The 26,900-nt window shown below is 67.8% G+C and carries 19 protein-coding genes and 1 pseudogene; 10 read left to right on the top strand and 10 right to left on the bottom strand.

The features are described 5' to 3' along the window. Positions 1 to 54: 54 nt before the first annotated feature. Together AC5Y7D_RS18365 and AC5Y7D_RS18360 are read right to left on the bottom strand one after the other, a co-directional pair. A complete protein-coding gene (locus tag AC5Y7D_RS18365; RefSeq protein WP_499926445.1) occupies positions 55 to 486 on the bottom strand; it encodes an SRPBCC family protein in 432 nt (143 codons plus the stop codon). Then, entirely contained in the window at positions 486 to 1,319 is an 834-nt protein-coding gene (locus AC5Y7D_RS18360) for a lysophospholipid acyltransferase family protein (protein WP_499926543.1), read from the bottom strand. The genes AC5Y7D_RS18365 and AC5Y7D_RS18360 overlap by 1 nt, the downstream gene beginning before the upstream one ends. Positions 1,320 to 1,438: 119 nt before the next feature. On the opposite strand from AC5Y7D_RS18360, the gene recC reads away from it, so the two are divergent. Genes recC through AC5Y7D_RS18340 form a run of 4 tightly spaced genes read left to right on the top strand, consistent with a single transcriptional unit; the run spans position 1,439 to position 10,512 of the window. Next, entirely contained in the window at positions 1,439 to 4,735 is a 3,297-nt protein-coding gene (recC, locus tag AC5Y7D_RS18355) for an exodeoxyribonuclease V subunit gamma (protein WP_499926443.1), read from the top strand. Then, positions 4,735 to 8,037: an exodeoxyribonuclease V subunit beta gene (gene recB, locus AC5Y7D_RS18350; RefSeq protein ID WP_499926542.1), complete on the top strand. Its 3,303-nt coding sequence runs from the start codon at positions 4,735 to 4,737 to the stop codon at positions 8,035 to 8,037. Before recC ends, recB begins: the two co-directional genes overlap by 1 nt. Then, on the top strand, positions 8,034 to 9,791 hold the full coding sequence (gene recD / locus AC5Y7D_RS18345) for an exodeoxyribonuclease V subunit alpha (protein ID WP_499926441.1): 1,758 nt from the start codon (positions 8,034 to 8,036) through the stop codon (positions 9,789 to 9,791). The genes recB and recD overlap by 4 nt, the downstream gene beginning before the upstream one ends. Continuing rightward, a complete protein-coding gene (locus AC5Y7D_RS18340; RefSeq protein WP_499926439.1) occupies positions 9,784 to 10,512 on the top strand; it encodes a TVP38/TMEM64 family protein in 729 nt (242 codons plus the stop codon). The genes recD and AC5Y7D_RS18340 overlap by 8 nt, the downstream gene beginning before the upstream one ends. On the opposite strand, the gene AC5Y7D_RS18335 is transcribed toward AC5Y7D_RS18340, so the two are convergent. The 3 genes from AC5Y7D_RS18335 to AC5Y7D_RS18325 all read right to left on the bottom strand — a co-directional run bounded on the left by AC5Y7D_RS18335 (position 10,490) and on the right by AC5Y7D_RS18325 (position 12,280). Then, positions 10,490 to 10,927: a TA system VapC family ribonuclease toxin gene (locus tag AC5Y7D_RS18335; RefSeq protein WP_499926438.1), complete on the bottom strand. Its 438-nt coding sequence runs from the start codon at positions 10,925 to 10,927 to the stop codon at positions 10,490 to 10,492. The genes AC5Y7D_RS18340 and AC5Y7D_RS18335 overlap by 23 nt on opposite strands. Beyond that, positions 10,924 to 11,151 carry an antitoxin gene (locus AC5Y7D_RS18330; protein ID WP_499926436.1) on the bottom strand — a complete coding sequence of 76 codons (228 nt, stop codon included), beginning with the start codon at positions 11,149 to 11,151 and terminating at the stop codon, positions 10,924 to 10,926. Before AC5Y7D_RS18330 ends, AC5Y7D_RS18335 begins: the two co-directional genes overlap by 4 nt. Before the next feature lie 181 nt (positions 11,152 to 11,332). Then, a complete protein-coding gene (locus tag AC5Y7D_RS18325; protein WP_499926434.1) occupies positions 11,333 to 12,280 on the bottom strand; it encodes a class I SAM-dependent methyltransferase in 948 nt (315 codons plus the stop codon). 142 nt (positions 12,281 to 12,422) lie between these two features. Between AC5Y7D_RS18325 and AC5Y7D_RS18320 the strand changes: the two genes are divergently transcribed. Beyond that, complete coding sequence (locus AC5Y7D_RS18320) at positions 12,423 to 14,798, top strand: lysylphosphatidylglycerol synthase transmembrane domain-containing protein (protein ID WP_499926432.1); 2,376 nt, start codon at positions 12,423 to 12,425, stop codon at positions 14,796 to 14,798. 9 nt (positions 14,799 to 14,807) lie between these two features. Here the strand turns inward: AC5Y7D_RS18320 and AC5Y7D_RS18315 are convergent, their stop codons facing one another. Further along, a complete protein-coding gene (locus AC5Y7D_RS18315) occupies positions 14,808 to 17,447 on the bottom strand; it encodes a GH92 family glycosyl hydrolase (RefSeq protein ID WP_499926430.1) in 2,640 nt (879 codons plus the stop codon). Between the two features lie 161 nt (positions 17,448 to 17,608). Here AC5Y7D_RS18315 and lpqN point away from each other — a divergent pair, with 161 nt between their 5' ends. From lpqN to AC5Y7D_RS18295, 4 genes are all read left to right on the top strand, one after another. Continuing rightward, positions 17,609 to 18,298: an envelope biogenesis lipoprotein LpqN gene (lpqN, locus tag AC5Y7D_RS18310; protein WP_499926428.1), complete on the top strand. Its 690-nt coding sequence runs from the start codon at positions 17,609 to 17,611 to the stop codon at positions 18,296 to 18,298. A gap of 69 nt (positions 18,299 to 18,367) precedes the next feature. Next, positions 18,368 to 18,853 (top strand): PNPOx family protein, encoded by a 486-nt coding sequence (locus AC5Y7D_RS18305; protein WP_499926426.1) that lies wholly within the window; start codon positions 18,368 to 18,370, stop codon positions 18,851 to 18,853. Between the two features lie 31 nt (positions 18,854 to 18,884). Continuing rightward, positions 18,885 to 20,420, top strand: a complete 1,536-nt coding sequence (locus tag AC5Y7D_RS18300) for an alpha/beta fold hydrolase (protein ID WP_499926424.1) — start codon at positions 18,885 to 18,887, stop codon at positions 20,418 to 20,420. A 23-nt stretch (positions 20,421 to 20,443) separates the two neighbouring features. Continuing rightward, the gene (locus AC5Y7D_RS18295; RefSeq protein ID WP_499926540.1) at positions 20,444 to 22,645 is read left to right on the top strand and encodes an FUSC family protein; all 2,202 of its coding nucleotides are present in this window, start codon (positions 20,444 to 20,446) and stop codon (positions 22,643 to 22,645) included. Between the two features lie 2 nt (positions 22,646 to 22,647). Here the strand turns inward: AC5Y7D_RS18295 and AC5Y7D_RS18290 are convergent, their stop codons facing one another. Then, entirely contained in the window at positions 22,648 to 23,016 is a 369-nt protein-coding gene (locus AC5Y7D_RS18290; RefSeq protein WP_499926422.1) for a hypothetical protein, read from the bottom strand. Positions 23,017 to 23,047: 31 nt separating this feature from the next. Between AC5Y7D_RS18290 and AC5Y7D_RS18285 the strand changes: the two are divergent. Further along, positions 23,048 to 23,479, top strand: a pseudogene (locus AC5Y7D_RS18285) (hypothetical protein); the annotation flags it as partial. Positions 23,480 to 23,486: 7 nt separating this feature from the next. On the opposite strand, the gene AC5Y7D_RS18280 reads toward AC5Y7D_RS18285, so the two are convergent. The 3 genes from AC5Y7D_RS18280 to AC5Y7D_RS18270 form a co-directional block, all read right to left on the bottom strand. Continuing rightward, complete coding sequence (locus AC5Y7D_RS18280; protein WP_499926421.1) at positions 23,487 to 24,815, bottom strand: HNH endonuclease signature motif containing protein; 1,329 nt, start codon at positions 24,813 to 24,815, stop codon at positions 23,487 to 23,489. Between the two features lie 93 nt (positions 24,816 to 24,908). After that, entirely contained in the window at positions 24,909 to 26,483 is a 1,575-nt protein-coding gene (gene fadD1, locus AC5Y7D_RS18275) for a fatty-acid--CoA ligase FadD1 (RefSeq protein WP_499926419.1), read from the bottom strand. Beyond that, the gene (locus AC5Y7D_RS18270) at positions 26,483 to 26,899 is read right to left on the bottom strand and encodes a Zn-ribbon domain-containing OB-fold protein (protein WP_499926417.1); all 417 of its coding nucleotides are present in this window, start codon (positions 26,897 to 26,899) and stop codon (positions 26,483 to 26,485) included. The genes fadD1 and AC5Y7D_RS18270 overlap by 1 nt, the downstream gene beginning before the upstream one ends. Position 26,900: the final 1 nt, after the last annotated feature.

Genomic DNA, 26,900 nt, shown 5'->3' with positions numbered 1-26,900 from the left:
GGACCCAGCATGCACGCTGGGGCCGACAGTGCGGGACTCGGCTCAAGCACCGCGTCATTCCACAAGGCGCCGAAGGTTTTTCAGGCTTTCATCCAGGGAACGCCCCACCCATCGCGACGCGACGCGGTCGGCGATCAGCCCGAGCAGCCCGCCTTCGGAGTTGTACGCCAGGCGGAACGTCACGGTGGTCCGCCCCTGCCCCGCATCACGCAGCCGGAACCGGCCCCGCTGGGTGACGCCGGTGATGTTGATCCAGGCGAGGTCGCGCGCCCTGTCGAGCTCCACCACTTCGGCGATACCCCCCACCGGGATCGAGCCCACCTTCCACAACACGGTATAGCGGGCGCCGATCCGGACCGGGCCTTCGGTCAGCGTCTCCCAGCGCTCCAGGTGAGCCAGAAAGGAGGGGTAGCGGTCGGGGTCGCTCAGCACTTTCCACACGGTGTCGCGGTCCGCGTCGACGACGATCCGGCGTTCGACGCGCATCAGCCGATCACCGGGAATCGGCGTTCGGCCGCGAGCCGGTCGACTCCGGCCTGCAGGCTGGCGATCACTTCGTCGTAGACCGCCTGGTCGTCGTCGTGCATCTCGACCGGCTCCTGCACCTCGATGACGATCTTGGCCGGCAACGGGATATGCCCCAACATGTCGCTGATGTTCAGCCCCCACGGTAAGGCCAGCGAGATGGGCACACTCTTCAGGCGCACCACCTTGTCGAGCAGCAGCAGTTTGGCCAGCCACTGCGCACGCCCGAGGAACAACGCGGTCTCCTGGCCGCCGACGCTGGCCACCGGCACGATCGGCACACCGGTCTCGCGGGCGAGCCGCACGAAGCCTCTGCGGCCGCCGAAATCGACGACGTGCCGCTGCCACGAGGGACGGAAAACCTCGTAGTCGCCGCCCGGATACACCAGCACGGCCGCACCGGAATCCAGTGCCAGACGGGCATTTTCGGGGCTGGCCGCAACGGTGCCGAACTTGCGCAGCCAGCGCAGCGGCGGGTAGAGCGTGACCAGGTTGTGCGCCAGCTGATAGAAGGGGCGTTCCACGCCGAAATACGAGCAGAACGCCAGCGTGAAGACGAACGTGTCGGGCGGTACGTTGCCCCCGCTGTGGTTGCCGACCAGCAGTACCGGCCCGGCCGGGGGTATGCGGTCGAGGCCGCGAACATCGGCGCGGAAGTAGAGCGAGGCCAGCAGCCACGTTCCGGGCAGCTGGTCGCGGATGAAGTCCGGGTCGCGCTGGTCCAGGTCCGCCTTGGGCACCCGGTCCATGAGCTGCCTGCTTGCCCATCCGAGGGCATCCGCCATGCCGGCCATCGTTTCAGCCTGGCACACGGCGCGCGCCTTCTCCTGGCCGCCCACCGGGCCCCGCCCCGCGCCCCGTTGCCCACCCGTAGCGCCGCCGGTGTCGGCGGGGCGGTCTAGGGTGGCCCGCAATGGCGCTTCATCTCCACCGTGCCGAACGGACCGATCTGCTTGCCGACGGTCTCGGCGACCTGCTGGCCCGGCCGCTCCCCGACCCCTTCGCGCAGGAGCTGATACTGGTGCCGGCACGCGGGGTGGAACGCTGGCTCAGTCAGCGGCTCTCCCACCGGCTGGGCGCCGCGCCGGATCGCGGCGACGGGGTCTGCGCGGGCGTGTCGTTTCGCAGCCCGGCGTCGCTTATCGCCGAGATAATTGGCACCGTCGACGACGACCCCTGGTCCCCCGAGGCCATGACCTGGCCGCTGCTGCAGGTGATCGACTGTTCGTTGACCGAGCCGTGGTGCCGGACCCTGGCAAAGCACCTGGGGCACTTCGACATCGGTGATGAAGCCGAATTGCGCCGGGGACGGCGGTATGCGGTCGCTCGCCGCCTGGCCGGGCTGTTCGCCTCGTATGCCCGGCAACGCCCCGGACTGCTGATCGACTGGCTGGACGGCAACGTCGGCAACCTGGATGCCGACCTGCACTGGCAACCCGAGTTGTGGCGCGCGCTGGTCGCGGAGATCCCTGCAGACCCTCCGCACATCCGGCACGCCAAGACACTCAGCCGGTTGCACGAAGGTCCGGCGGCTCTACCGTCCCGCTTGTCTCTGTTCGGCCATACCCGCCTGGCGCGCACCGACGTGGAACTGCTCGAAGGGGTCGCCGTCCACCACGATCTGCACCTTTGGCTGCCGCACCCCAGCGACGCGTTGTGGCGGGCGCTGGGCGGCGTGCGGGGCACCGTGGCGCGGCGCGCGGACACCAGCCATCGGGAGGTCGGGCATCCGCTGCTGGCGACGTTGGGACGGGATCTGCGTGAGCTGCAAAGGAGCCTGCCGGCCGATCCCGCGACCGACGAGGCGCTCGACGAGCCCGAGCGCCTGGACACCCTGCTCGGCTGGCTACAGGCTGACCTCGCCGCCAACGCTGTCCGGCCGAACGGCCGCATGCTGTCGGACAATGACCGGTCCGTACAGGTGCACAGCTGCCACGGGCCGGCCCGGCAGATCGACGTATTGCGGGAGGTCCTGCTCGGCCTGCTGGCCGATGACCCGACCCTCGAGCCACGCGACATCTTGGTGATGTGTCCCGACATCGAGACCTATGCACCGTTGATCGTCGCCGACTTCGGCCTGGGCGATGTGGTGAGCGGGGCGCATCCCGCACATCGCCTGCGGGTTCGGCTCGCCGATCGGTCACTGCTGCAAACCAATCCGTTGCTGGGTGTGGCGTCGCAGTTGCTGGCTCTGGCCGCTGGCCGGGTCACCTCGAGCGAAGTGCTCAACCTCGCCCAGTCCGCGCCGGTGCGCACCCGGTTCGGCTTCAGCGACGACGACCTGGAGGGCATCACCCGCTGGGTGCGGCAGTCGAACATCCGCTGGGGCTTCGACCAGGAACACCGGATGCCGTTCGGCGTCGACTTCGTGCACAACACCTGGCGATTCGGTCTCGACCGGGTGCTGGCCGGGGTCGCGATGTCCGAGACGGCACACACCTGGATCGACTCGACGCTGCCCCTGGACGACGTCGGCAGCAACCGGGTCGAGCTGGTGGGCCAGTTCGCCGAGTACGTCGACCGGCTGCAGCGCGCCGTCGACTCGCTGACCGGAGCGCAGCCGCTGCGGCAGTGGCTGACCGCCCTGGCCGACGGTATCGGCCTGCTGACTCAGACCGGCGAGGACGACGCCTGGCAGACCAGTCAGCTGCAGCGCGAATTCGCCGACGTGTTGCGCACCGCGGGTACCCGCGATCGGACCTTGATGCGCCTGCCCGACATCCGCGCCCTGTTGCACAGGCACCTCGCCGGACGTCCCACCCGCGCCAACTTCCGCACCGGCACCGTGACGGTGTGCACGATGGTGCCGATGCGCTCGGTCCCGCACCGGGTGGTCTGTCTGGTGGGCCTCGACGACGGCGTTTTCCCGCGGCTCGGTGTCGTCGACGGCGACGACGTACTGGCCCGGCAACCGTTGACCGGCGAGCGCGACATCCGCTCCGAGGATCGGCAGTTGCTGCTCGACGCCATCGGGGCGGCCACCGGCAACCTGGTCATCACCTATACCGGTGCCAACGAGTACTCGGGCCAGCGCCGGCCCCCGGCCGTCCCGCTGGCCGAGCTGCTCGACGCCCTGGACATGACCACCGGCGAGCCGGTGCGGTCGCGGATCGTGGTCGAACATCCGTTGCAGCCCTTCGACATTCGCAACGTGGAGCGCGGTGCGCTGGTACCGGGTGTGCCGTTCAGTTTCGATCCGACGGTGCTGCGCGCGGCCCGCTCCGCAACCGGCGAACGGTCCGAGCAGCCGAAGCTGGTCGGTGGTCTGCTGCCGGCGCCGGCGCCGGAGGACGTCGCGCTCGCCGATCTCGCCGCCTTCTTCAAGGATCCGGTGAAGGGCTTCTTTCGGGCCCTCGAGTACACGCTGCCGTGGGACGTCGACGGTGTCGAGGATGCCATGCCGGTCGACAGCAACGCGCTGGATGAGTGGACGGTCGGCGACCGGATGCTCGCCGACATTCTGGGTGGGCTGGCTCCGGACGCCGCACGCCAGGCGGAGTGGCGGCGCGGCACCCTGCCACCGGGTCAGCTGGGCTGGCGCAAGGTGACCGAGATTCGCGACCAGGCCGCCCTGCTGGCGTCGGCGGCACTGGGACACCGCCGAACCGACAGCGCCACCTACGACGTCGACATCGATCTCGGTGGACGGCGCGTGACCGGCACCGTGTCCGGGGTGTTCGGTGACCGCCTGGTGTCGGTGACCTACTCCAAACTCGACGGCAAACACCTCCTTCAATCGTGGATCCCGTTGCTGGCGTTGCACGCTCACGAACCCGGCCGGGACTGGTCGGCCGTCTGCATCGGCCGGCCGAAGCGCGGCACCACGCCGCGCGAGGAACACCTGGGACGTCCGGGACCGGCCGCCCTGGACGTCCTACGGGACCTGGTGGCCATCTACGATGCCGGGCGCCGCGAGCCGATCCCGTTGCCCATCAAGACGTCCTACGCGTGGGCGGTGGCCCGGCACTGCGGCGACGACCCGGTCAAGCAGGCGGAATACCGGTGGCGAAGCGGTCGCTACCCCGGCGAGGATGAACAACCGGCGCAGGTACGTGCCTGGGGCCGCCACGCAAGGCTCACCGACCTGATGCAACCGCTGCGCCCGGACGAGCAGTCCGCCGGAGAAGAACATCGCCTGGGCGCCTTCGCCGCGCGCCTGTGGCTGCCGCTGCTGCAGGCGGAGTCGCGCGCCGAGCGGAGGCTGCGGTGATTCCCCCATTCGATCTGCTGGGCCCACTGCCCGCCGAGCGGTCGACCACCGTGCTGGAGGCCAGTGCGGGAACCGGCAAGACTTTCGCGTTGGCCGGTCTGGTGACCCGCTACGTCGCCGAGGGCCACGCGACGCTCGACCAGATGCTGCTCATCACCTTCGGCCGGGCGGCAAGTCAGGAGCTGCGAGAGCGGGTGCGCTGCCAAATCGTGGACGCGGTAGCCGCTTTCGGCGACCATTCGATCGCCGCCGGCAACGATCTGGTGGCGCACCTGATCGACGGCACGGACGCGCAACGCAACGCACGCAGGCAGCGACTGCGGGACGCCCTGGCCGGCTTCGACGCGGCCACCATCGCCACCACCCACCAGTTCTGCCAGCTGGTGCTCAAATCCCTTGGTGCCGCCGGAGATACGGACGCCGGAGTCACCCTGCTCGAAGACCTCAACGACTTGGTCACCGAGATCGTCGATGATCTCTATCTGGCACATTTCGGGCGGGAGCGCGATGACCCCGCGCTGACCTATCGCGAGGGGCTGCACATCGCGCGCACGGTGGTCGCCAACCCGTCCACCCAGCTGCGGCCGCGCGACCCGGAACCGGGTTCACGCGCCGCGCTCTGCGTCGCCTTCGCTAAAGACGTTCTGGCCGAACTGGAACGACGGAAACGACGCCGGGGCGTGCTTGGCTACGACGACCTGCTCATCCGGTTGGCCGCGGCGTTGGACACCGACGACTCGCCCGCCCGGGCCCGGATGCACCAACGCTGGCCCATTGTCATGGTCGACGAATTCCAGGACACCGACCCGGTTCAGTGGCAGGTGATCGACCGGGCCTTCAGCGGGCGGTCCACGCTCATTCTCATCGGCGATCCGAAGCAGGCGATCTATGCGTTTCGGGGCGGCGACATCGTCACCTACCTCGATGCGGCCAGGACCGCCGGTGACAAGCGCACGCTGACAACCAACTGGCGCAGCGACAGCGCACTCGTCGAGCGGTTGCAGGCCGTAATGCGCGGAGCCGAACTCGGTGACCCCGCGATCGTCGTGCACGACGTTGCGGCCTCGCACCACGGTCATCGCCTCGCCGGTGCTCCGCACAACGATCCGTTCCGGCTGCGGGTGGTGCGCCGGGCAGCGCTGGGCCGCAAGGGGACCCAGAATCTGCCGATCGACGAACTGCGCGAGCACATCGGCCGCGATCTCGCCGCCGACATCGGCGCACTCTTGGCCGGCGATGCGACGTTCGACGGCAAGCCTTTGGAAGCAAGGCATGTCGCGGTCATCGTCGAGAGCCACAAGGATGCCCGCGCCTGCCACCGCGCACTCAGCGAGGCCGGTATCGCCGCCGTCTACACCGGCGACTCCGACGTGTTCAGCTCCGAGGCCGCCGACGACTGGCTGTCGCTGCTGGAAGCGTTCGATCAGCCGCACCGTCCCGGTGTCGTCCGCGCGGCCGCGACCACGATGTTCTTCGGGAAGACGGCCCACGATCTGGCGGCCGGCGGTGATGCGCTCACCGACGACGTCGCCGACACCCTGCGGGAGTGGGCGGACCATGCCCGCGACCGGGGCGTCGCCGCCATCTTCGAGGCCGCACAGATGAGCGGCATGGCCGACCGCGTGTTGTCGTGGCACGGCGGCGAGCGGCATATGACCGACCTGGCGCACGTGACGCAGCTACTGCAGGAGGTGGCGCACCGGGAGCGCTATTCGCTACCCGCGCTGCGCGACTGGCTTCGCGGTCAACGGGAGGAACGGGCCGGCGCCACCGAACGCAACCGCCGGATCGACAGCGATGCCGCCGCGGTGCAGATCATGACGGTCTGGGTGAGCAAGGGCCTGCAGTATCCGGTGGTGTACCTGCCGTTCGCATTCAACCGCAACGTGGGTGACCGCGACCTGGTGCTCTTCCACGACCGCGGAGACCGGTGCCTGCACATCGGCGGCAAGGACAGTCCCGACTTCGCTGCCGTGGAGCAACTCGGCCGCAAGGAAATGGCCAATGACGACAGTCGGTTGACCTATGTCGCGTTGACCCGGGCCCAGTCACAGGTGGTGGCGTGGTGGTCGCCGGCTCACGGTGAGCCCAACGGGGGCCTGTCGCGGCTGGTGCGGGGCCGGCGTCCCGGAGAGTCAGTGGTCCCCGACCGCTGCGAACCGTCCAAGATCACCGACGACGAGGCCTGGGAGCGACTGAGGCAGTGGCAGGACGCCGGCGGACCGGTCGTGGAAGAGTCCGTGATCGCCGCAGCCCCCGCGATGTCCGGCCACGCCGCGCCAACCGACCTCGGCACCCGGCACTTCCACCGCGCCATCGATACGGCGTGGCGACGCACCTCCTACTCGGGCCTGATCCGCGCCGGGGAGCAGGCCGTCGGGGTGAGCAGCGAACCCGAGCTCACCGAGCTCGACGACGAAGTCCACGACATTCCGCTCACCGGGGCGGCCTCCGGGTCGAACGTGCCCTCGCCCATGGCCGAGCTGCCGACCGGCGCGCAGTTCGGCACGCTGGTGCATGCGGTACTGGAAACCACCGACCCCTTCGCGGCCGACCTCGCCGCCGAACTCGGGGCGCAGATCGGTGTTCACAAGACGTGGTGGCCGGTCGACGTGCCCACACCCCAACTCGCCGCGGCGATGGTCCCGATGCACGACACTCCCCTGGGTCCACTGGCGGGCGGGCTGACACTGCGGCAGATCGGCCTACCGGACCGGTTGCGCGAGTTGGACTTCGAATTTCCCCTCGCCGGTGGCGACGTTCGCGGCGCCGCCGCAGAGGTGCGGCTCGCGGACGTCGGGGGGTTACTGCGCTCCCATCTTCGGGCCGACGACCCGCTGGCTTCCTACCCGGACCGGTTGACTGGTGACGCACTCGGCGGGCAGGCGCTGCGCGGCTACCTCAGCGGTTCGGTCGACGTCGTGTTGCGGGTTCCCCACAAGTCGGGGCAGCGCTTCCTGGTCGTCGACTACAAGACCAACTGGCTCGGCGAGCCGGACCGGCCACTGACCGCCGCCGACTACACGCCTCAGCGGATGGCCGAGGCGATGCTGCATTCGGACTACCCACTGCAGGCGTTGTTGTACAGCGTTGTCCTGCACCGGTTCCTGCGCTGGCGGCAGCCGGGTTACCAGCCGGCGCGCCAGCTGGGCGGTGTGCTGTATCTGTTCCTGCGCGGGATGTGCGGGCCCGATACCCCGGTGCTGGACGGCCATCCGGCCGGGGTGTTCAGTTGGGCACCGCCGCCGGAGTTGGTGACCGACCTATCCGATCTGCTGGACGCGCGCAGGGCGGCCGCATGACTGCCGAGCCGATCGACCCTGCCGACCGCCGGCTGGCCGTCAGCGCCACCGGCCTGTTGCGCACCTTCAACGAAGCGGGCGTACTCGATTCTGCCGATGTTCATGTCGCGCAGCGCCTTACAGCCATGGCGCGCGAGTCCGACCCCGCGGTCGCGCTGGCGCTGGCGCTGGTGGTGCGTGCGTTGCGCGGCGGTTCGGTGTGTGTAGACCTGACGTCGGTCCAGGCGCAGGTCGCCGTCTCGGGCCTACCCTGGCCGGCGCCGGCGGAGTGGCTCGCGGCGGTGCTGACCAGTCCGCTGGCCGGCCAACCGGCGGTACTGCGCGTGTACGACGGCAAGCTGCTTTACCTGGACCGGTATTGGCGCGAGGAGCAGCAGGTTGCCGACGATTTCTCGGCCCTGCTGTCCACTCCCGGACGGTCGGCGGTTCCCGGCATCGACCGGTTGTTCCCGCCGGGCTACGAGGAACAACGGGAAGCCGCCGGCATCGCCCTGCGGCAAGGACTGACCGTGCTGACCGGCGGTCCGGGAACGGGCAAGACCACCACCGTGGCCCGCCTGCTGGCGCTGTTCGCCGAGCAGGCCGAGCTGGACCGAAGGCCACCGCTGCGCATCGCGCTGGCGGCTCCGACGGGCAAGGCGGCCGCCCGGCTGCACGAGGCCGTCCAGCTCCAGGTTAGCGAGTTGGAAGCGGTTGACCGGCAACGGATCTCGGGACTGCGTGCGACCACGCTGCACCGGCTGCTGGGCAGCCGGCCGGACACGTCGTCCAGGTTTCGTCATCATCGGGGCAACAGGCTGCCGCACGACGTGATCGTGGTCGACGAGACGTCGATGGTGTCACTGACCATGATGGCGCGACTGCTGGAATCGGTGCGCGCGCAGACCCGGCTGCTGCTGGTCGGCGATCCCGACCAACTGGCGTCCGTGGAGGCCGGTGCCGTGCTCGCCGACCTGGTCGACGGGCTCGGATCGCGCGCCGACGCCCGGGTTGCGGCGCTGCTCACCTCACATCGGTTCGGGGAGTCGATCGGCCGGTTGGCATCGTCGATTCGCGACGGAGACGCCGATCTCGCCATCGACCTGCTGCGGACGGGCGGCACCCACATCGAATGGGTCGACACCGAGGACCCTACCGAGACGCTTCGCAGAGTGCTTGTGCCGCATGCCCTCGCGTTGCGGCAGGCCGCGATGCTGGGTGACGCGAAGGCCGCCCTGTCCACCCTCGACGAGCACCGGCTGCTGTGCGCGCACCGCCGTGGCCGCTACGGGATCGCACACTGGAACCGCCAGGTGGAGCGGTGGCTGGTGGAGGCGACCGGTGATCCGATCTGGTCGCCGTGGTATGCCGGAAGACCGGTGCTCGTGACGAACAACGACTACGGATTAGGGGTCTACAACGGCGACACGGGAGTGGCCGTCGTTGCCGGGGCGGGCCGGCAAGGCACGCTTCGAGCGGTCATAGCCGGGGCTGACGAGCTCCTGGAGTTCGCAACGAGCCGGCTGTCCGATGTCGAGACGATGCACGCCATGACGATTCACAAGAGTCAGGGCAGTCAGGCCGGCGAGGTGACTGTGCTGATGCCGCCCGAAGATTCGCGGTTGCTGACGCGGGAGTTGTTCTACACCGCCGTCACGCGGGCCAAACGGAAGGTACGGGTGATCGGTCCGGAAGTCTCGGTGCGCGCCGCGATCGGGCGGCGGGCGGTACGGGCCAGCGGGCTGGCGCGGCGGCTGGCCGGCCACGATGATTGACGACGACGGCACCGCCGGCACGTCCCGGCGACCCCACATCATGCGACTCGCCATATGCGTGGCCTTCCTGCTCACCATGTTCTATCTGGTGGCGATCGCGCGAGTGATCGACGTCGACGCGGTGCGCCGCACGGTTACGGCGACGGGACCGATGGCGCCGCTGGTGTACGTTCTCGTGTCGGGTCTTCTCGGCGCCATGTTCCTGCCGGGTTCGATGCTGGCCGCAGGCAGCGGGCTGTTGTTCGGTCCCGTGCTGGGTCTCTTCGTGACGCTCGGCGCGGCAATGGGCACGGCCATCGTCGCAAGCACTGTCGGCCGTCGGGCCGGCCGGGACAGCGCACGAGTACTCGTAGGCCCCAAGCGGGCCGAACGAATCGACTCGGTGATCGAACGAGGCGGGTTGTGGGCGGTCGTAGGCCAGCGCTTCGTTCCCGGTATCTCTGACGCCCTTGCCTCCTATACCTTCGGAGCTTTCGGAGTTCCGCTGTGGCAGATAGCAATCGGATCCTTCATCGGCTCGGCGCCGCGAGCATTCGTCTACACCTCTCTGGGGGCGTCGATCCGCGATCGCTCGTCGCCGTTGGCCTATGCAGCGATCGCGGTGTGGTGCATCACGGCGGTTCTCGGCGTGTTCGCCGCGCGGCACACGTACCGGCATTGGCGCAGCCACCCCGGCCGGGACGACGAAGACGGTGCGGTTACCGATGCAGGGGACGCGTAGCGCCCCCCAAGTCGGGTCGGGCGGTCGGGAGGAGTACTGCGACGTCGTTGTGCAGTTGCACCAAGCCGCTGTCGAGAGTTGCGAGTTGCCCGCTGTTGCTGCGCGCGAGCTGAGCAAGGTAAGCATCGGTCACCTGCCGGTGACCCACCACACCACCGAACCCCACATCGGCGAACGAGATTCGGTCGGGCCAGAATTCGTGGCGGTCCAGCGCCTCAATCGCAACCACCACATCACGCGCTGCCGATGCGGATTGCCCCGATCGAAGGAGAAATCGGACGAGGCTTCCCTGCGTCACCGGGCAAGTGGCGATGGCCGCGTCCGATGCCGCCAGCCAATCGGTAGCGGCATCATGATGCACGTGTTCGGCGACGGCGAGTGCGACGAGTACGTTCGCATCCAGCAGCGCCGTCACTCCTCGTCCTCCAGAGAGCGCACATCCGCTGACGTAACGACCCGACCGACGCTGACCACCGGGAACCCTGTCCTCGGATCTTCCGAAATCCTTGCTGAATTTCCGGACGCCAAGCCGCGTCGAACTAGATCGGCGACCGTTTCGCTCAACGTACGGTGAGTGTCGCGAGCTATGGCCTGCGCCAGTTTATGCAGTTCGTCGGGCAGATCGATGGTGGTTCGCACGCCCGATCTTATCATCACCGCATCATGATGCAGAGGTGCGCAGCGGCTCGCACTTCACTATCCGGATGTTGCTGGCGGTGTCGGCAGCGTGCTCCGATGAAAGCGTCGATTACGCGGTCCGGGCGCCCCGACGAAGCGTTCACCGCGATCATCAAGGACGGCCGCCTGGTCAAAGGGGCGGTCAGTAAGCCGAACGCACCGCTGACACGAACTGGGTGCGCGGGGACGCGTCCTCCACCCCATCGGGTACGCCGCGCCCGTAACCGGCCATCAACTGCGCAGACTGGGTCACCGTCGCCTCCCAACCGTGCCGGCGCAACCATTCGCCCACGTCTTCGCGCTCCTCGAAGTACCACAGCTCGTCGGTGCGGGGCATCTCGCGCTGCGGATCGACCTTGGCCATCACCGCGCGGATCCGATCCACCCGCTCCCGCTGCTGCGCGCGCACACCCTCGTCTAGCCAGTCCGCTCCGGGCGCCTCCACCGCAATCCGGCTGCCGGGTGCGGCGAGCGTCTGAATGCGTTCGAACAACAGCTCGTGAGCGGTCGCGGGCAGATACGGCAACAAACCCTCAACCGACCACGCACTGGGAGCCGATGAATCAAACCCATTGTGCTGCAAGGCTGCTGGCCAGTCGTCGCGCAGGTCCACGGCCACCGGAACGCGCCGGCAGGCCGGCGCAAAACCGCGCTCGGTCAGCGTTGAGAGCTTGAAGTCCAGCACCCTGGTCTGGTCGAGTTCGTAGACCGTGGTGCCGTCCGGCCACGGCAACCGCCACGCCCGCGCATCCAAACCGGCCGCCAGGATCACCACCTGGCCCACGCCGGCCCGCGCCGCATCCAGGAAGAAGCTGTCGAAGAAAGCCGTTCGGGCGGCCATGTAGTCCACCATCGACTGCATCTGCACGGGCAGTTGAGGTTCGGCTTCCAGCAGCTCTTCCGGTAATTCCGGAGCGGCGAACCAGTTCCAGATCCCGTCGCCCACGACGTCCAAAAAGACCCGCGCGAAGGGATCGCTGATCAGCGGATTCTCACTCTCGGTCTCCGCCGCGCGTGCCGCGGCCACACCCAGCGCCGTAGCGCCCACGCTCTCGGTGATCTCCCAGGTGTCGTTGTCGGTCCGCGCCATGCCCATCCTCCTCTTCGCAACACACAATGCTGCCGACACTACGTGAGCAGCATGGGAACGAATCGGCACGTTAAGTTGTCGTAGAAACGCCGACGGCGGCACCGGAGAAGACGGATCTCGAGGATCTTGAGGGACTTTGCACATGCGAGTTGACGGCCGCGACATCACCGTGTCCGGCAGCTTGCTGCAACCACTGACCCGACGCACCAACGACATCATCCGGCTGGCACTGGCCGCAGCGGCCCTCGTGGCGGTGATCACCAGCTCCCTGATCACCCGCCCTCGTTGGGTGGCGCTGGAGAAATCGATCTCTGAAATCGTCGGAGTCCTCACCCCGACACAGTCCGACCTGGTGTACCTGGTGTACGGCATCGCGATTCTGGCGCTGCCGTTCGTGATCCTGATCGGGTTGATCCTGTCCCGGCAGTGGAAACTACTCGGCGCGTACGGGGCCGCCGCGCTGATGGCCGTGCTTCCGCTGTCCATCAGCAGCAACCGCATCGCGGCGCCGCGATGGCACTTCGACCTGAACGAAAAGCTCTCCACGGTTCCGGCTCAGTTCCTCGACGACCCGCGCTGGATCGCGATGCTCGCGGCGGTGCTCACCGTCTCCGGTCCCTGGCTGCCGGCCCGTTGGCGGCACTGGTGGTGGGCACTGCTTCTCGCCTTCGTCCCCATCCACCTTGTCGTCAGCGCCATCGTGCCGGCCCGCGCGGTCGTGGGCCTTACGGTGGGCTGGCTCGTCGGCGCATTCGTGGTACTGGTCGTCGGCACTCCGGCGCTCGAGGTGCCGTTGGACGGCGCGGTCCGCGCGATGGCCCGGCGCGGGTTTCTGGTGTCACGGCTCCTGGTGGTCCGGCCGGGTGGACCGGGGCCGCTGGTGTTGTCCGCCGAATCGACCGACCCCGCCGGCCGTGCGGCGGTCGAGTTGTACGGCCCGCATCAGCGCAGCGGCGGCGCAGTGCGCCAGCTGTGGCGCAAACTGCGGTTGCGCGGTTCGGAGACCGCACCCTTGCAGGCGTCCATGCGCCGCGCCGTCGAGCACCGCGCGCTGATGGCCATCGCCATCGCCGACACCGGCGTTGCCAACAGCTCGACCATCGCGCTGGCGGCGCTGGACCGCGGCTGGACGATGTATGCCCGCGAACCCGTTGAGGGGGTGCCGCTCGACGAATGCGCCCACCAGACGCCGGTCGCCGCCGTCTGGGCATCGCTGCGTGTGCTCAACGACCATCAGATCTCACACGGCGACCTGCGCTGCAACGAGATCACGATCGCCGACGGCAAGGCGCTGTTCGGCGGGTTCGGCGCCGCCGAGTACGGCGCCACCGACGCCCAACTGCAATCCGACATCGCTCAACTTCTGGTGACCACGTCCGCGCTGTACGACGCGGAGTCCGCGGTCGGCGCGGCGATCGAGTCCTTCGGCAAGGAAACCATCTTGACCGCCTCCCGCCGACTCACCAAATCTGCTGTGCCCAAGCGGATCCGGAGATCGGTGGCGAACCCCAAGGCTGTGATGGCCGAAGCGCGGGCCGAGGTGAAACGCCAAACCGGTGCCGATGAGATCGAATCCGAGACCATCACCCGGTTCAGCCGCAGCCAGTTCATCCAGCTGGTGCTGATCGGTGCACTGGTCTATGTGGCGTACCCCTTCATCAGCACCGTGCCGACGTTCTTCCACGAACTGCGGACCGCGAACTGGTGGTGGGCGCTGTTGGGCCTGGCGGTATCGGCGCTGACGTATATCGGGGCCGCGGCGGCGTTGTGGGCCTGCGCGGACGGAGCCGTGACCTTCTGGAAGCTCTCGATCATGCAGGTGGCCAACACTTTTGCGGCGACGACCACGCCGGCCGGGGTCGGCGGCTTGGCGCTGAGCACCCGATTCCTGCAGAAGGGCGGACTGACCGCCCTACGCGCTACCGCGGCGGTGGCGCTGCAGCAATCGGTGCAGGTGATCGTGCACCTGGCGCTGCTCATCTTCTTCAGTGCCGTGGCGGGAACATCGACGGACCTCTCGCATTTCGTGCCCAACGCCACGGTGCTGTACCTGATCGCCGGTGTGGCGCTCGGCATCATCGGCACCTTTCTATTGGTGCCCAATCTACGGCGTTGGCTGGCAACGGAATTGCGCCCGAAACTCGGCGAGGTAACCCGCGACCTCGCCGATCTGGCCCGCGAGCCCAAACGCCTGGGCCTGATTGTGTTGGGCGCTGCGGGAACAACCCTGGGCGCGGCCCTGGCACTGTGGTCGAGTGTCGAGGCCTTCGGCGGCGGGACGACGTTCGTCACCGTCACGGTCGTGACCATGGTCGGCGGGACGCTGGCTTCGGCGGCACCCACCCCGGGCGGCGTCGGCGCGGTGGAGGCCGCGCTGATCGGTGGGCTCGCCGCCTTCGGAGTGCCCGCCGCGATCGGTGTGCCCTCGGTGCTGCTGTACCGAATTCTCACCTGCTGGCTCCCGGTGTTCGTGGGCTGGCCGGTGATGCGCTGGCTCACCAAGAACGACATGGTCTGAGCGCCAGTACTATTCGGCAGCACCACCCCCGGAGACGTCGATCATCACGGTCACATACCGCCGGCTGTCGCCCGCCGCTGCGGTCAGATAGATCAGGTAGTACCCGTCCGGCACCGACCGCGCAACCGCGATCGGGACCTCGACCTGCGCCGCACCGTCGTCGGCGAATCGTCCGGTGACCGACTCGACGGCGATCGCGGTCCCGTAAGACGTACCGCTGACCGTGTATTCCGACGGTCCGTCGATCATCCGCTGCGCGTCGAGCCTCATCGTCCCCTTGGTCCCGGGCGCAATCGCCACCAGCGGATGCGGAACATTGATGGTCACAGCCGAACTACCCGCCGAGAACGACGGCGGCGCCGACGCCGCACCGGTACCCCAGCCGTTGAGCCGGGCCCCGAGCGAAAAGGCAACGTCGCCGCCGGTTTCGATGAACGATTCCGGCAGGTAGGTCCGATCGCTCGGTACACCGTCGATGCGCATGTCTCTGATGTACTTCAGCCGGTTGAGCCCGGAGGCGCCCGGGGCGGTGATGCGAATGGAAGACCCAGTCGGCAGGGCGATTACCGCACGATCGAACAACGGCGTGTTGACGGTGAGTATCGGAGTGCCCGGGGTACTCGGGTACAGTCCCAGGGCGGCCCAGACGTACCAGCTGGACATCGCGCCGAGGTCGTCGTTGCCCGGCGCGCCGTCCGGCGTCGGCCCGAACAGCCCACGGACCCGGTCGACGGTGCGCTGGGTCTGCCACGGCTGACCGATGTAGTTGTACAGCCACGGCACGCCGAAGCCCGGCTCGTTGCCGGCCCACAGGTAGGGTTCGTTGGGACCGACGTTGAGCCGCTTGGTGAATCGATTGAGCCGGTCGGCGGCCGCCTTGCGGCCACCGAGCGCGGTAACCAGCCCGGCGACGTTCTGCGGTACCAGCCAGAGATACTGTTCGGCGTTGCCCTCGTCGAAACCGGGCTGGCCGAAGGCCGACCCCGATCTGAAGAACCCTGGCCCGTCGCGGAAGAGTCCGCTCGGGCCCCGCGGTGAGATGTAACGCGTCGTCGGATTGAACAGGTTCTGCCAGTACTGCGCCCGGTTCTGAAACTCCGCAGCGATGCCGTCCTGACCGAGAGCGGCCGCGAATCGGGAGATGGCGAAGTCAGCGATCGACCACTCCAGCGTGATCGAGGCACCAGGACCGAATTGGGTGAGCTGAGGGAGGTAACCCAATTGCAGGTAGGCGCCGATGCCCGGCCGCTGCAGGTAGCCGTCTCGGCCGACACCTCCCGCGGTCGCACCGTCGACCATGTAGCGCAGTGCGGCCTGCACGTCAAAGTCCTTGGCCCCGAACATATATAGGTTCACCATCAGCGGGACCACACTGTCGCCGGTCATCTGGCTGGTGGCGGCATTGGCCAGCGCCCACCGGGGAAGCGCACCGCTGTGTTCGGCGTCGGTGACCAACGATTGGGCCATGTCCCCGGCTTCCTTCGGGAAGAGCAGGCCTTGCAGCGCGGCCAAACTCCGGTAGGTGTCCCAGTCGGAGAAATTGGCATAGTGCGTGCGGCCCGCCGCCACGCTGTGGATCACGCCGTCGAAACCGATGAAAAGGCCGTCGGCGTCGTTGAAGGTGTTGGGATGCAACAGTGAGCGGTACAGGCACGTGTAAAAGGTCGTGACGTCGCCGGGGCTGCGGCTTGCCACCGTGATGCGCGACAACGCCTTGTTCCACGCGCCCGCCGCGGCCGCGCGGATGCCGTCGAAGGTTCCCCGCTCGGCGGCCAGATTGCTTCGAGCGCCCGCGATACTCACGTAGGAGATTGCGGTCCGCACCTCGAGCACGGCGCCCGCGGGAAACTCCACATAGCCACCGCTGTACGGCGAATTCGCCTGCCGGGCACCCGCGTACACCGAATAGCCATCCCAGGTCCCATGGGCGACGAAGGGCTGGTTGAACTCCATCGCGAAGTACACCGTGTAGGTGTTCTGCTTGTCGCAGAACGAGCCGCTGGTCGCCCATCCCGTGATCGTGGTGTTGTCCTCGCCGATCTGGATGGCCGCACGCGAATTGCCCGCCAGCGAAGCACCCGAGCGCACATGCAGCAGCGCCGGCTGGTTGTCCCGCGGATAGCTGAACCGGCCCACCCCGCTGCGAGTGGTCGCGGAGAGTTCGGCTTTCACCCCGGTGTCGGGAAACCGCACCGTGTAATAGCCCGGCACACCGGACTCGGTGTTGTCATGGGCGATTCGTTCCCAGGCGCGCCAAGGCCGGGAGCCCACCGGGCTGGTCGTGGGCAACATCGAGATGTCGCCGAAGGCCGGGCAGCCCACCGACGCGTGGGTCATGCTGAATCCGGTGGCACGCTCGTTGGCGTGGTCGTAACCGGCGTAATCGTCGACGGTATCCGGCGAGTACTGGACCATGCCGAACGGCATGGAGGCTCCGGGAAAGTTGTTGATCTCCCCCACGATGTCACCGCCGGTACCCGTGCCGACCAAGGTGTCGACATGTCGGACCGGGTCGGTCACCGCTGATGGTTCGCCATCGTAAGCGGTGGGGGACAGTAGGAAGAAAGGCACGAACAGGGCCAGCGTCGCGACGACGGCGACGATGACTCTCGGGCCTGCCAGGCCTTTTGCCGACCTACTGGACCGCATAGATGTCTCTTACTGCACGCGGTGTGTTCCAGTGGCCTTTTCGTCAAACGACGCGCCTGGTCCTGCGAAACAAACCGACAGCGTCTCGCCCGGTTCGGCTACTCTCATCTCCGACGTCACCGGCACAGATACCGGTGCCAGAACTTCTGGAGATGCGATAGATGAAGGACCTCACGGCGGTAGTCGCGACTGTGGCACTGAGCCTGACCCTGGTGGGCTGCCACACCGAAACCAAGACCGAAGTCAAGACGTCGACTTCCACGAGCACGTCGACCTCCACGTCGACGGCCACCTCCTCGGCGACCACCAGCGCAACGCCGGGAGCGCAGACCAACAAGACCATCGCCGACTACATCAGGGAAGCGAACATCAAAGAAACCCCGGTGCACCACGGTGACCCCGGCTCGCCGACCATCAACCTGCCGGTACCCAACGGCTGGCACACGGTCCCCGAAGGACAGGGCGCGCCCTACGGCGGCATCGTCTTCGACGCGCCGGCCGACCCTAACGACGCCCCCACCATCGTGGCGATCGTCTCCAAGCTGGAAGGCAACGTCGACCCGAAGAAGATCCTGGAGTACGCGCCCGGCGAGTTGAAGAACCTGCCCGAGTTCGAAGGCGGCAGCGCGAACGGACGGGAGTCGACACTCGGCGGATTCCAGGCGTGGCAGTTCGGCGGCTCCTACACCAAGAACGGCAAGAGGCGCACGGTTGCCCAGAAGACGGTGGTAATCACCGGGCCGAACGGTCTTTTCGTGCTCCAGCTCGACGCCGATGCGCTCGATGCCGAGGCCGGTCCGCTGATGGACGCAACGGCCGTCATCGACGACCAGACCACGATCACCCCCTGATCGTCCCGCCGACGCCGAGCGCCGCGGAGCGCCTCCCGTCCCGGGCCGCGATTGTCTACGGTGAAACCCATGACAGAACAGTCGTACGCGGTTGACGTCGGGCATCCACCGTCGGCATTGCTCAAGGCCGTCAATCCGGCCTTGAGCTTCTTGCTGGGCACGCCGCTGGGTGGTTCGTTCCTCAAGCCGTTCATGGTGCTCAATTTCACCGGCCGCAAATCGGGCAAGCAATTCAAACTCCCGGTCAGCGCCCATGTCATCGACGGTGACCTCTACGCGCTGGCCAGTGCCGCCTGGAAGTTCAACTTCCGCGGCGGCGCCCCCGCCCGGGTGGTCCACGGCGGCAAGACCATTGACATGCGCGGCGAACTCGTCGAGGACCGAAACCTCACGCGTGACCTCTACGTGCGCTGCGCGCGGTCCTATGACGTCAAGGCCGCGCAGCGTCAGATGGGACTGAAGTTCCGCGACAACCGGATGCCGACACCCGAAGACTTCGGCGAGGCGATCGAACGGCTGAAATTGGCCGCGATCAAATTCACCCCGGCCGCCTGAGCAGCCACCTTTGCGATTGTGGAAACGGGCCGTGCGAAGTTGGGCGCCGGCCTGCCAGCTGTGCGCCGTCCTGGTGGCGGACCTGCTCGCCGGCTGTTCGGACACCCCGCCCAGCCGAATCTCCTATGCGGGCACGCCCTGCCCGCAGCCCAACTTCCCGGGCGTGCCGCAGGCCGACCTGGGTTCGAATTACAGCTGCGGCTTTCTCACCGTGCCGGAGAACCGTGACGATCCCAAGAGCCGTACGATCCGGATCCTCGTCGCACGGGTGAAAGCCGCCGGCCGGGCACCCAAACCGGACCCCATCGTCTTCCTGGCCGGCGGCCCGGGCGGCGCAGGAACACTGAACGCACCGAGTGTGGTGGCCGCGGGAATGAACGCCGACCGCGACGTCATCTTCGTCAATCAGCGCGGCACGGTGCACAGCGACCCGCACCTGAGTTGCCCGGAGATGGACGACTTCACAAGCCGCGCAGTGCAATTGGTCTTGCAGGCGCCGGGGACCGCAGATCTCGACGCCGCCGCCGTCAGCGCCTGCCGCAATCGGCTGGCATCCTCTGGTGTCGACTTCGCGGCCTTCAACACCAGAGAGAACGCCGCCGATATCGCCGACCTTCGGGAACAGCTGCGCATCGATGAGTGGAACGTCTACGGCGTCTCCTACGGCACCGACCTGGCGCAGCAACTGTTGCGGAACCACCCCGAGGGCATTCGGTCGATGGTCCTGGATTCGGTGGTCGCGCCGCAGGTCAACATCGTCGACCACTGGTGGGAAGCGCCGGCAAGCGGGCTGGCCGCGATTTTCGCGGCCTGCGCGGATCAACCGGCGTGCGCTACCGCCTACCCGGATCTGGCCACCGTCTTCCTCGACACCGTGAACAAGTTGACCAAGGACCCGATCGAGGTGACCACGTCGGCGCCGACGGGTGAGCCGACGCGCGTCACCATCGACGGATCGAAGGTGGTCCCGCTGGTGCTGGAATGGAGCGCCGACCCCGCCAAGGCCGTCGACATCCCCCGGATGATCCACAACCTCTCCCGCGGTGACGGCGTCCTGGCCGGCGCCGGTATAGCGGCCGGCGCCCCGTCCGGATCCGAGCGTGGCCTGTTGGGCGCCGGGCTGGCACTGGGCGCGTACTGCCAGGAGATGGCCAACTGGACCAATCCCGATCAGGCGCTGTCCCAGGCGCGTCAGGCGATGCCCGGTCTGCCCGACTCGGTGCTGCGGATCACCCCGACCGGCAGCTGGATCTTCCGCGAGTGCCAGGCATGGGGCCTGGGCAGGTCGGACACCGCCGACACCCTGCCGGTACGGAGCAAGGTTCCCACCCTGATCCTGTCGGGTTCGTTTGACGCCAGCACCGCGCCGCAGTGGGTAAGGCAGGTGACGCCCGGCCTCACCAACTCCCTCGCGTTGCGGTTCCCGGGCGTCGGCCACGGCCTGATACCGACGTCTGCCTGCGCCCAGCAGATCATGACCGCGTTCGTCGACAACCCCCGCACCGATGTCGACCAGTCCTGCATCGCGTACATGAACATGCCGACCTTCAGCCTGCCCGAGGGATGAAGACCACCATCGTCCCCGACGCGATGACGCAGCGGTTCCGGCGCGCACGCACGTGGACGATCGGATCCGACCCGGGGCTGCTGCGGCTGAGGCTGGCCATCCGCACCACGATCGCGTTGGCCTGCTCCCTGCTGCTGATGTATGCGCTGACGAGCGCGGCCCACCAGCCGTTGACGGTCGCGCTGCTGGGCGCCATGATCACCATGATCGCGGCGCGGTCGGTCAACGAGCCGGACCCGCGCCGGCAACGGATCACGATGGCGCTGCTGCCGTTGCCGGCGGCGCTGTCCATCAGCGCCGCCGCACTCCTCTCGCCCTACCAGTTGTTGACCGACATCGTGTTCGTCGTCGTCGTCTTCGTCGCGGTCTACGTGCGTCGCTTCGGCGCCCGCGGGCAAGCGCTGGGGATGGTCGCGTTCATGGCCTACTTCTTCAACCTCTTCCTGCACGCCGGTGTGCACGAGTTGCCGTGGATGATCCTGGCCGTCGTGGTGGGCACCGTATGCACATTCGTCATGACCGCCTACCTACTGCCCGATCGCCCAGAACGCCTGCTGCAGGCCAGCATTCGCTCACTGCGGGCGCGGATGGCCATCGTCGTCGATACCACCGCCGATGTCCTGCGGGTGGGCCTGGACGAGCGGCGCCGGCGCCGGCTGCGCGTGCGCGTCGCCCGGCTCAACGAGACGGCGTTGATGGTGCAGGACCAGATCGAGGATAAGGCCAATCCGGCCGCCCTGTGGCTGGGAGATGGTGGCGATCACCTGGCGCCGTGGCTTTTCGATGCCGAACTCGCGGTGGAATGGATTGCGATCGCCGGGCAACGCCTCGTGTCGGAGGCATCGGCGATTCCGGCCGCCACGCGGGCCGAACTCGCCGCGGCGCTCAACGAACTCGCCTGGGCCATCGGGGTTGTCGACCCGTCCGGGCTGCGCCACGCGGCGGATAGGGCACAGCACATCGTGGATCGGCAACCCACGTTGCCCGGGGAGCCTGACCAAGCCGCGGTGCGTCGCCTTGCCCTGGCCATCGTCACCGCTGCGACGGCGACATCTGAAGTGGGAGAACAGATCGAACACGCCGTCGTCGAAGGCGTCGCCGCCCGGGATGCAGACGACCCCGCGACCGATCCCGAGGGCGACGGCGACGCGCAAGAGCCTCCGAGCCGGTTGCTCCCCACGACCCGGCAAGCCATCCAGGCGTCGGTGGCGGCGTCGTTGGCGATTGTGACCGGTGACCTGGTGTCACCGGCGCGCTGGTACTGGGCGGTGATCGCGGCGTTCGTGGTGTTCGCCGGGACCACCACTTGGGGTGACACCCTCACCAAGGGCTGGCAACGACTCGTGGGCACCGTGCTGGGCGTGCCATGCGGCATTCTGGTCGCCACGCTCGTCGAGGGCGATCGCACCGCTTCGCTGGTGATGATCTTTGTCTGCCTGTTCTGTGCGATGTATTTCATGCAGGTCACGCAGAGCCTGATGGCCTTCTGGATCACCACGATGCTGGCGCTGCTGTACGGACTGCTCGGTCAGTTCAGCTTCGACGTGCTGCTGGTGCGGATCGAGGAGACCGCGGTAGGCGCGGTGATCGGGGTTGCCGTCGCGATCCTGGTGCTGCCCACCAACATCGGCACCGTGCTGCGCAGCGACACCCGCGAGTTCCTGGCCGAGCTGTCCGCTTTGATCGGGACCTGCATCGCGACCATGTTCGATGCGCAGCCACCGGAGAGTCCCACCGAACAGGCGCGCCGCCTCGATCGCAAGCTGCAACAGGTTCGCGCCACCGCCAAGCCGTTGTTGGCCGGCGTCGCGGGATTGGCCGGCCGGCGCAGCGTGCAGCGCAGGCTGCGCTTGTTCCGGGCTTGCGACCGCTACGCGCGGATCCTGGTCCGCCGCAGTGCGCAGTCACGCAACCCGGACTGCCCGCGGGAAATCGCCGCCGCGGTGGGGGCTGCGGCCACTCAGATTCAGCACAACGTCGATTCGTTGGTCGCAACCCTCGACGGCGCCCGGACCGGCGCAGTCGTCTCCGCGGCCGATGCCTTGGACGCCGCCGAGGCGCTGACGCGACAGCATGACAGCAACCCGGCGGCTTCCGGGCCCGAAACGCAACGACACCCCTCAGTGTTTCACCCGTTGCGTCAGATCGACCGCGCAATCGTTGCCGCGGCAGCCCACCTCGATACCGAGGCAGGAATCAAAAGACCATTGCCCGAGCAGAACTGACCTCAGGGGAACGGCCACTCTCGCCGGAGGATATCGGCCAGTTCGAGGGCCACCAGGCTGAGCCTGGCCTGCACCTCGGGCCGTTGCTCCGGCGGCATACTATCCACCTCGTTCTGCACGATGGTCGTCTGCCGCTGTAACTGGGCCAGCTGCTGGTTTCGCTGCTCCGGGGTGAGATTGTCCCAATTGGCATGCAATTCGGAGGTCTGCCGTTGCAGCTCCTGCACATCGGCCAGCGCATCTCCGGACGGAGGTTGCAGCGGATTGACACGCGCCGGCACGGGCGGCGCGGTGATATCGGCCTGCGCCGGACTCGCTGTCACCAAGGCACCGGCTGCCAGCGCAGCCATGGCGATCGTCGCGATCTTCATGCGTCTCACTGTGCGGCTTCTCGCTTGCCAGATGCTCGCGGATTTCTTGCGTGACTCTTGCGTCTCCGCGCTGCGTCGTCGTTACCATCGCCCCATGGTCGCCCCGGCGGAGCTGCGGGCCACGGCACCGATCTGGTGAAACGAGCAGCCGCCGGATCAGGGCGGGTTCGGCGACGGCGGTTACTGGGTGGTGAGCAAACATCGCGACGTTCGCGAGGTTTCGTTGCGCAGCGACATCTTCTCCTCGGCCGCGAAGTCCGTGGTGCCGCGCTACACCCAGGAGGCGGCGCAGACCCAAATCGAACTCGGCCGCGCGTCGATGATCATGATGGACGATCCGGAACACAGCCGGCTGCGCAAAATCGTCGCGCGCGGGGTCACCCCCCGCGCAGTGGAAGGGTTGCGCGCCGATCTCACCGGGCGGGCCCGCCAGATCGCTGAACGGGCCGCCGCGCAGGGTTCGGTGGGAGTCAATCGGGTTCGTCGTCCTCGGGTGTGAACAGTTTCTCCGGGTGGTGGAAGGTGTTGATGCGGGGTTGGCCGCGGTCCAGATGGGCTGGCGGGAGCCATTCGGTGTCGCCGTGGGCGTTTTTGCGGGTGGTCCAGCCTTTTTCGGCGAGGCGGTTATCGCATCCGCAGGCAAGGGTGAGGTCGTGGATGTCGGTGCAGTGGGTGGTGGTCCAGCCGGTGATGTGGTGGGCCTGGCAGTGGTAGGCCGGCGCGTCGCAGCCCGGCCTGGTGCAGCCACCGTCCCTGGCCAGCAACATCATTCTCTGTGCGAGGTTGGCGAAGCGCTTGGTGTGGAACAGGGCCAGCGGCTTGGCGTGGTCGAAGATCGCTAAGTAGTGGTGGGCCTCGGCGGCCCAGCGGATCAGCTGGGACATCGGCACCCGGGTGCCGCCGCCGGTGCGGGCGCGGCCGGCGCCGGCTTCGAGGTCTTGCAGGGTGGTGGTGACGATGACGCTGACAGGTAGGCCGTTGTGGGTGCCCAGGGTGCCGGAGGCCAGCAGGCTCTGCAGCCCGGTGACCATGGCGTCGTGCTGGCGTTGGGGTTGGCTGCGGGTGTCGGGCTCGGCGGCTTGATCGTCGGGCTCGGTGGCGCCGGGGGCGGCCAGCTTGGCCCACGCCGCTTCGATCAGGGCCCGTAGCTCGGGGGTGATCAGGCCGTTGATGCGTGACATGCCGTCGCATTCCTGCTTGCCCAGGACCAGGCCGCGTTTGCGGGCGCGCTCCTCTTCGGTGTAGTCGCCGTCGGGGTGCAGCAGGGCCATGACTTCGTGGGCGTATTTGGCGACCTGGTCGGGGCGGAAGTCACACGCCTTGCCGGCCAGGTCTTTCTCCGCGGCTTCGCGGGTGCCCGGGTCCACCTCGGCGGGCAGGTGGGCCAGGAAGCCGCGGATCACCTTCACATGCGCGTCGCCGATCCGGCCCTGGCGTTGGGCGGCGGCGGTTGCGGTCAAGGTCGGCGGCAACGGTTCCCCGGTCAATGCCCGTCGCTGGCCCAGGTCGTCGGCTTCGGCGATGCGCCGGTGGGCGTCGGGCTTGGTGATGCGTAGCCGGTCGGCCAGCGCCGCCGGGAGTTTGCCGCCGAGTTCTTCTTCGGTAGCTTGGGCGGCCAGCGCGTTGATCAGCGCGTGCCGCGGCACCCGCAACCGGCACTCGACGGTCTCCAGCCGTTCCAGCGCCCGCATCCACTCGCGGGTGGTGAAAGCCTCAAAGGTCAACCCGCACAACCGGTCCGCGACAGCATCGAGGGCGTCGAAGACCGCCACGATCTCTTCGCGCGAACTCGCTGCCATACCTCAGATTCTACGAAGACCCACCGACAAGCGCGCCTCGCCCAGACGCCGACAGATCAAGCCACACAGCACATTTCGCTCACCGCGAACGGCCTAAGTCGCCCGGTACTTCCGCGCCCTGCTCTCGCGCTCCCACAACACACCGTCCCGTGCGCCGGGGCCCTGCTTGGTGAGTTCGCGTTTGAGGATCTTGTTGGTCGCGGTCCGCGGCAGCGAGGCGGTGATCCACACATACCGGGGCCAGGCCTTCGGCGACAGATCGCGTTGAGCAGCGAGGAAATCGGCGAACTGCTCGGGCGTCACGGCAGCGCCATCGTTGAGCACCATCGCCGCCATCACCTGGTCACCGACATTCTCGTCCGGCACCGCGTAGACCGCGACCTGGTTGACCTGTGGCAACCGCTGCAGCACCCGCTCGATCGGGCCCGCCGCCATATTCTCACCGTCCACCCGCAACCAGTCGGCAGTGCGGCCGGCCAGGTATATCCAGCCATCGGAATCGCGGTACGCCAGGTCACCCGACCAATACATGCCGTGACGCATCCGCTCATCGGTGGCGCCGGGGTCGTTGTAATAGCCGGTAAACCCGCCGGCGCCATAGGTATTCACCAGTTCGCCGACGGCCTCGTCGAAATTGACGAGCGTGCCGTTCCGATCGAAAATCGCTGGCGCGCATTCGGTTACGGTGTCCGAGTGGTACACGCTGACGCCGGGGTACCCCTTGCCGATGGATCCCGGTGGCGTGCCGTCCTCGCGCATCACGACCACGGCGAACTCGCTGGAGCCGAAGCTGTCCACCACCCGGCAGCCGAAACGCCGCGCGAACCTTTCGAGATCGTGCTCGGTGGCTTCGTTACCGAACGCCGCACGTAGCGGGTTGTCCGCGTCATCGGGCTGTTCAGGAGTGGCCAGCACCAAGGCCAACGGCTTGCCGACGTAGTTCATATACGTCACTCCGTAGCGGCGGATGTCCGCCAGGAACCGCGACGGCGAGAACTTGGCCGGCACCATGGTCGCGCCGCAGGAGATCGCCACCGCCCACCCCGCCGCCACCCCGTTGGAGTGAAAGAGCGGCATCGCGAGGTAACACACGTCGGCGGAGGACAATTCGAACCGCTCGACCAGGCTGGCACCGCACATGACGCCCATCGCGTGCGCAAACCGCACCGCCTTCGGATCACCGCTGGTGCCGGAGGTGAAGATGATCACCACCGGGTCCGCACCGCTGACCTCAACGGGCAGCTGCGGTTTCGCGGCTGCCACGGCATCCTGGTAGACGGCCCCGTCGACGTCGAGAACGGTGACATCGCGCAAGTCGAGACCGTCGAGCAGGCCGCGGTGCTCGGTGTCGACGAACAGCAGTTGGCAATCGGCCCGGCGGATGTCGGCTGCCAGCCCTTCCCCGCGGCGGGTCGTATTGATGCCGCACAACACATACCCGCCGACAGCTGCCGCCGCCATGGACCGCAGCATCGCGGGGGTGTTACCCAGCAGAGCACCGACGTGCAACGGGCGGTCGGTTGCCACCAGCGACAGCGCGAGCGAGGCCTCCGCGGCCGCCTCCTGCAGGTGCTCTCGCCACGTCCACCGCCGGTCACCGTGCACCACCGCCAAGCCGTCGTCGTCCATCCGGGAGCGCAGCAACTGCTGAACGGTTTCGAAAGGCATCACCCAACAGCCTCTTTGGTGTAATACAACAAAGTCACTGGTTGGCCGGGAAGATCGTGGAACACCGGCGACACCCGCATACCGATGCGTATCTGCCCGGGATCGACGTCGACCAGCTCGGTGCTGACCCGGGGCCCGACATCCCATTGGACGACCGCAAGCAGTTGCGGCACCCGTCCGGCCCAGGGTGGGCCGGTCGGGCGACGCGCAACGGTGTAGGTGTAGAGCGTTCCGGCGCCGTGTATTTCGCGCCACTGCAGATCGTCGGCGAGGGTTCCCGGCGCGAGCGTCCGCGGGTAGAAGACGTAACTGCCCGACGACGGCGAGTACTGGATGCGAATGCGATGTTCGCGCAACGCGTCCCAGTACGGCTGCGAAACGGGTGTCGGCTCGGGCAACGGTAGCGATTGCGTCATC

The organism is Mycobacterium sp. NGS49 (assembly GCF_059812565.1).
This window is presented reverse-complemented; position numbering and strand designations above follow the sequence as displayed.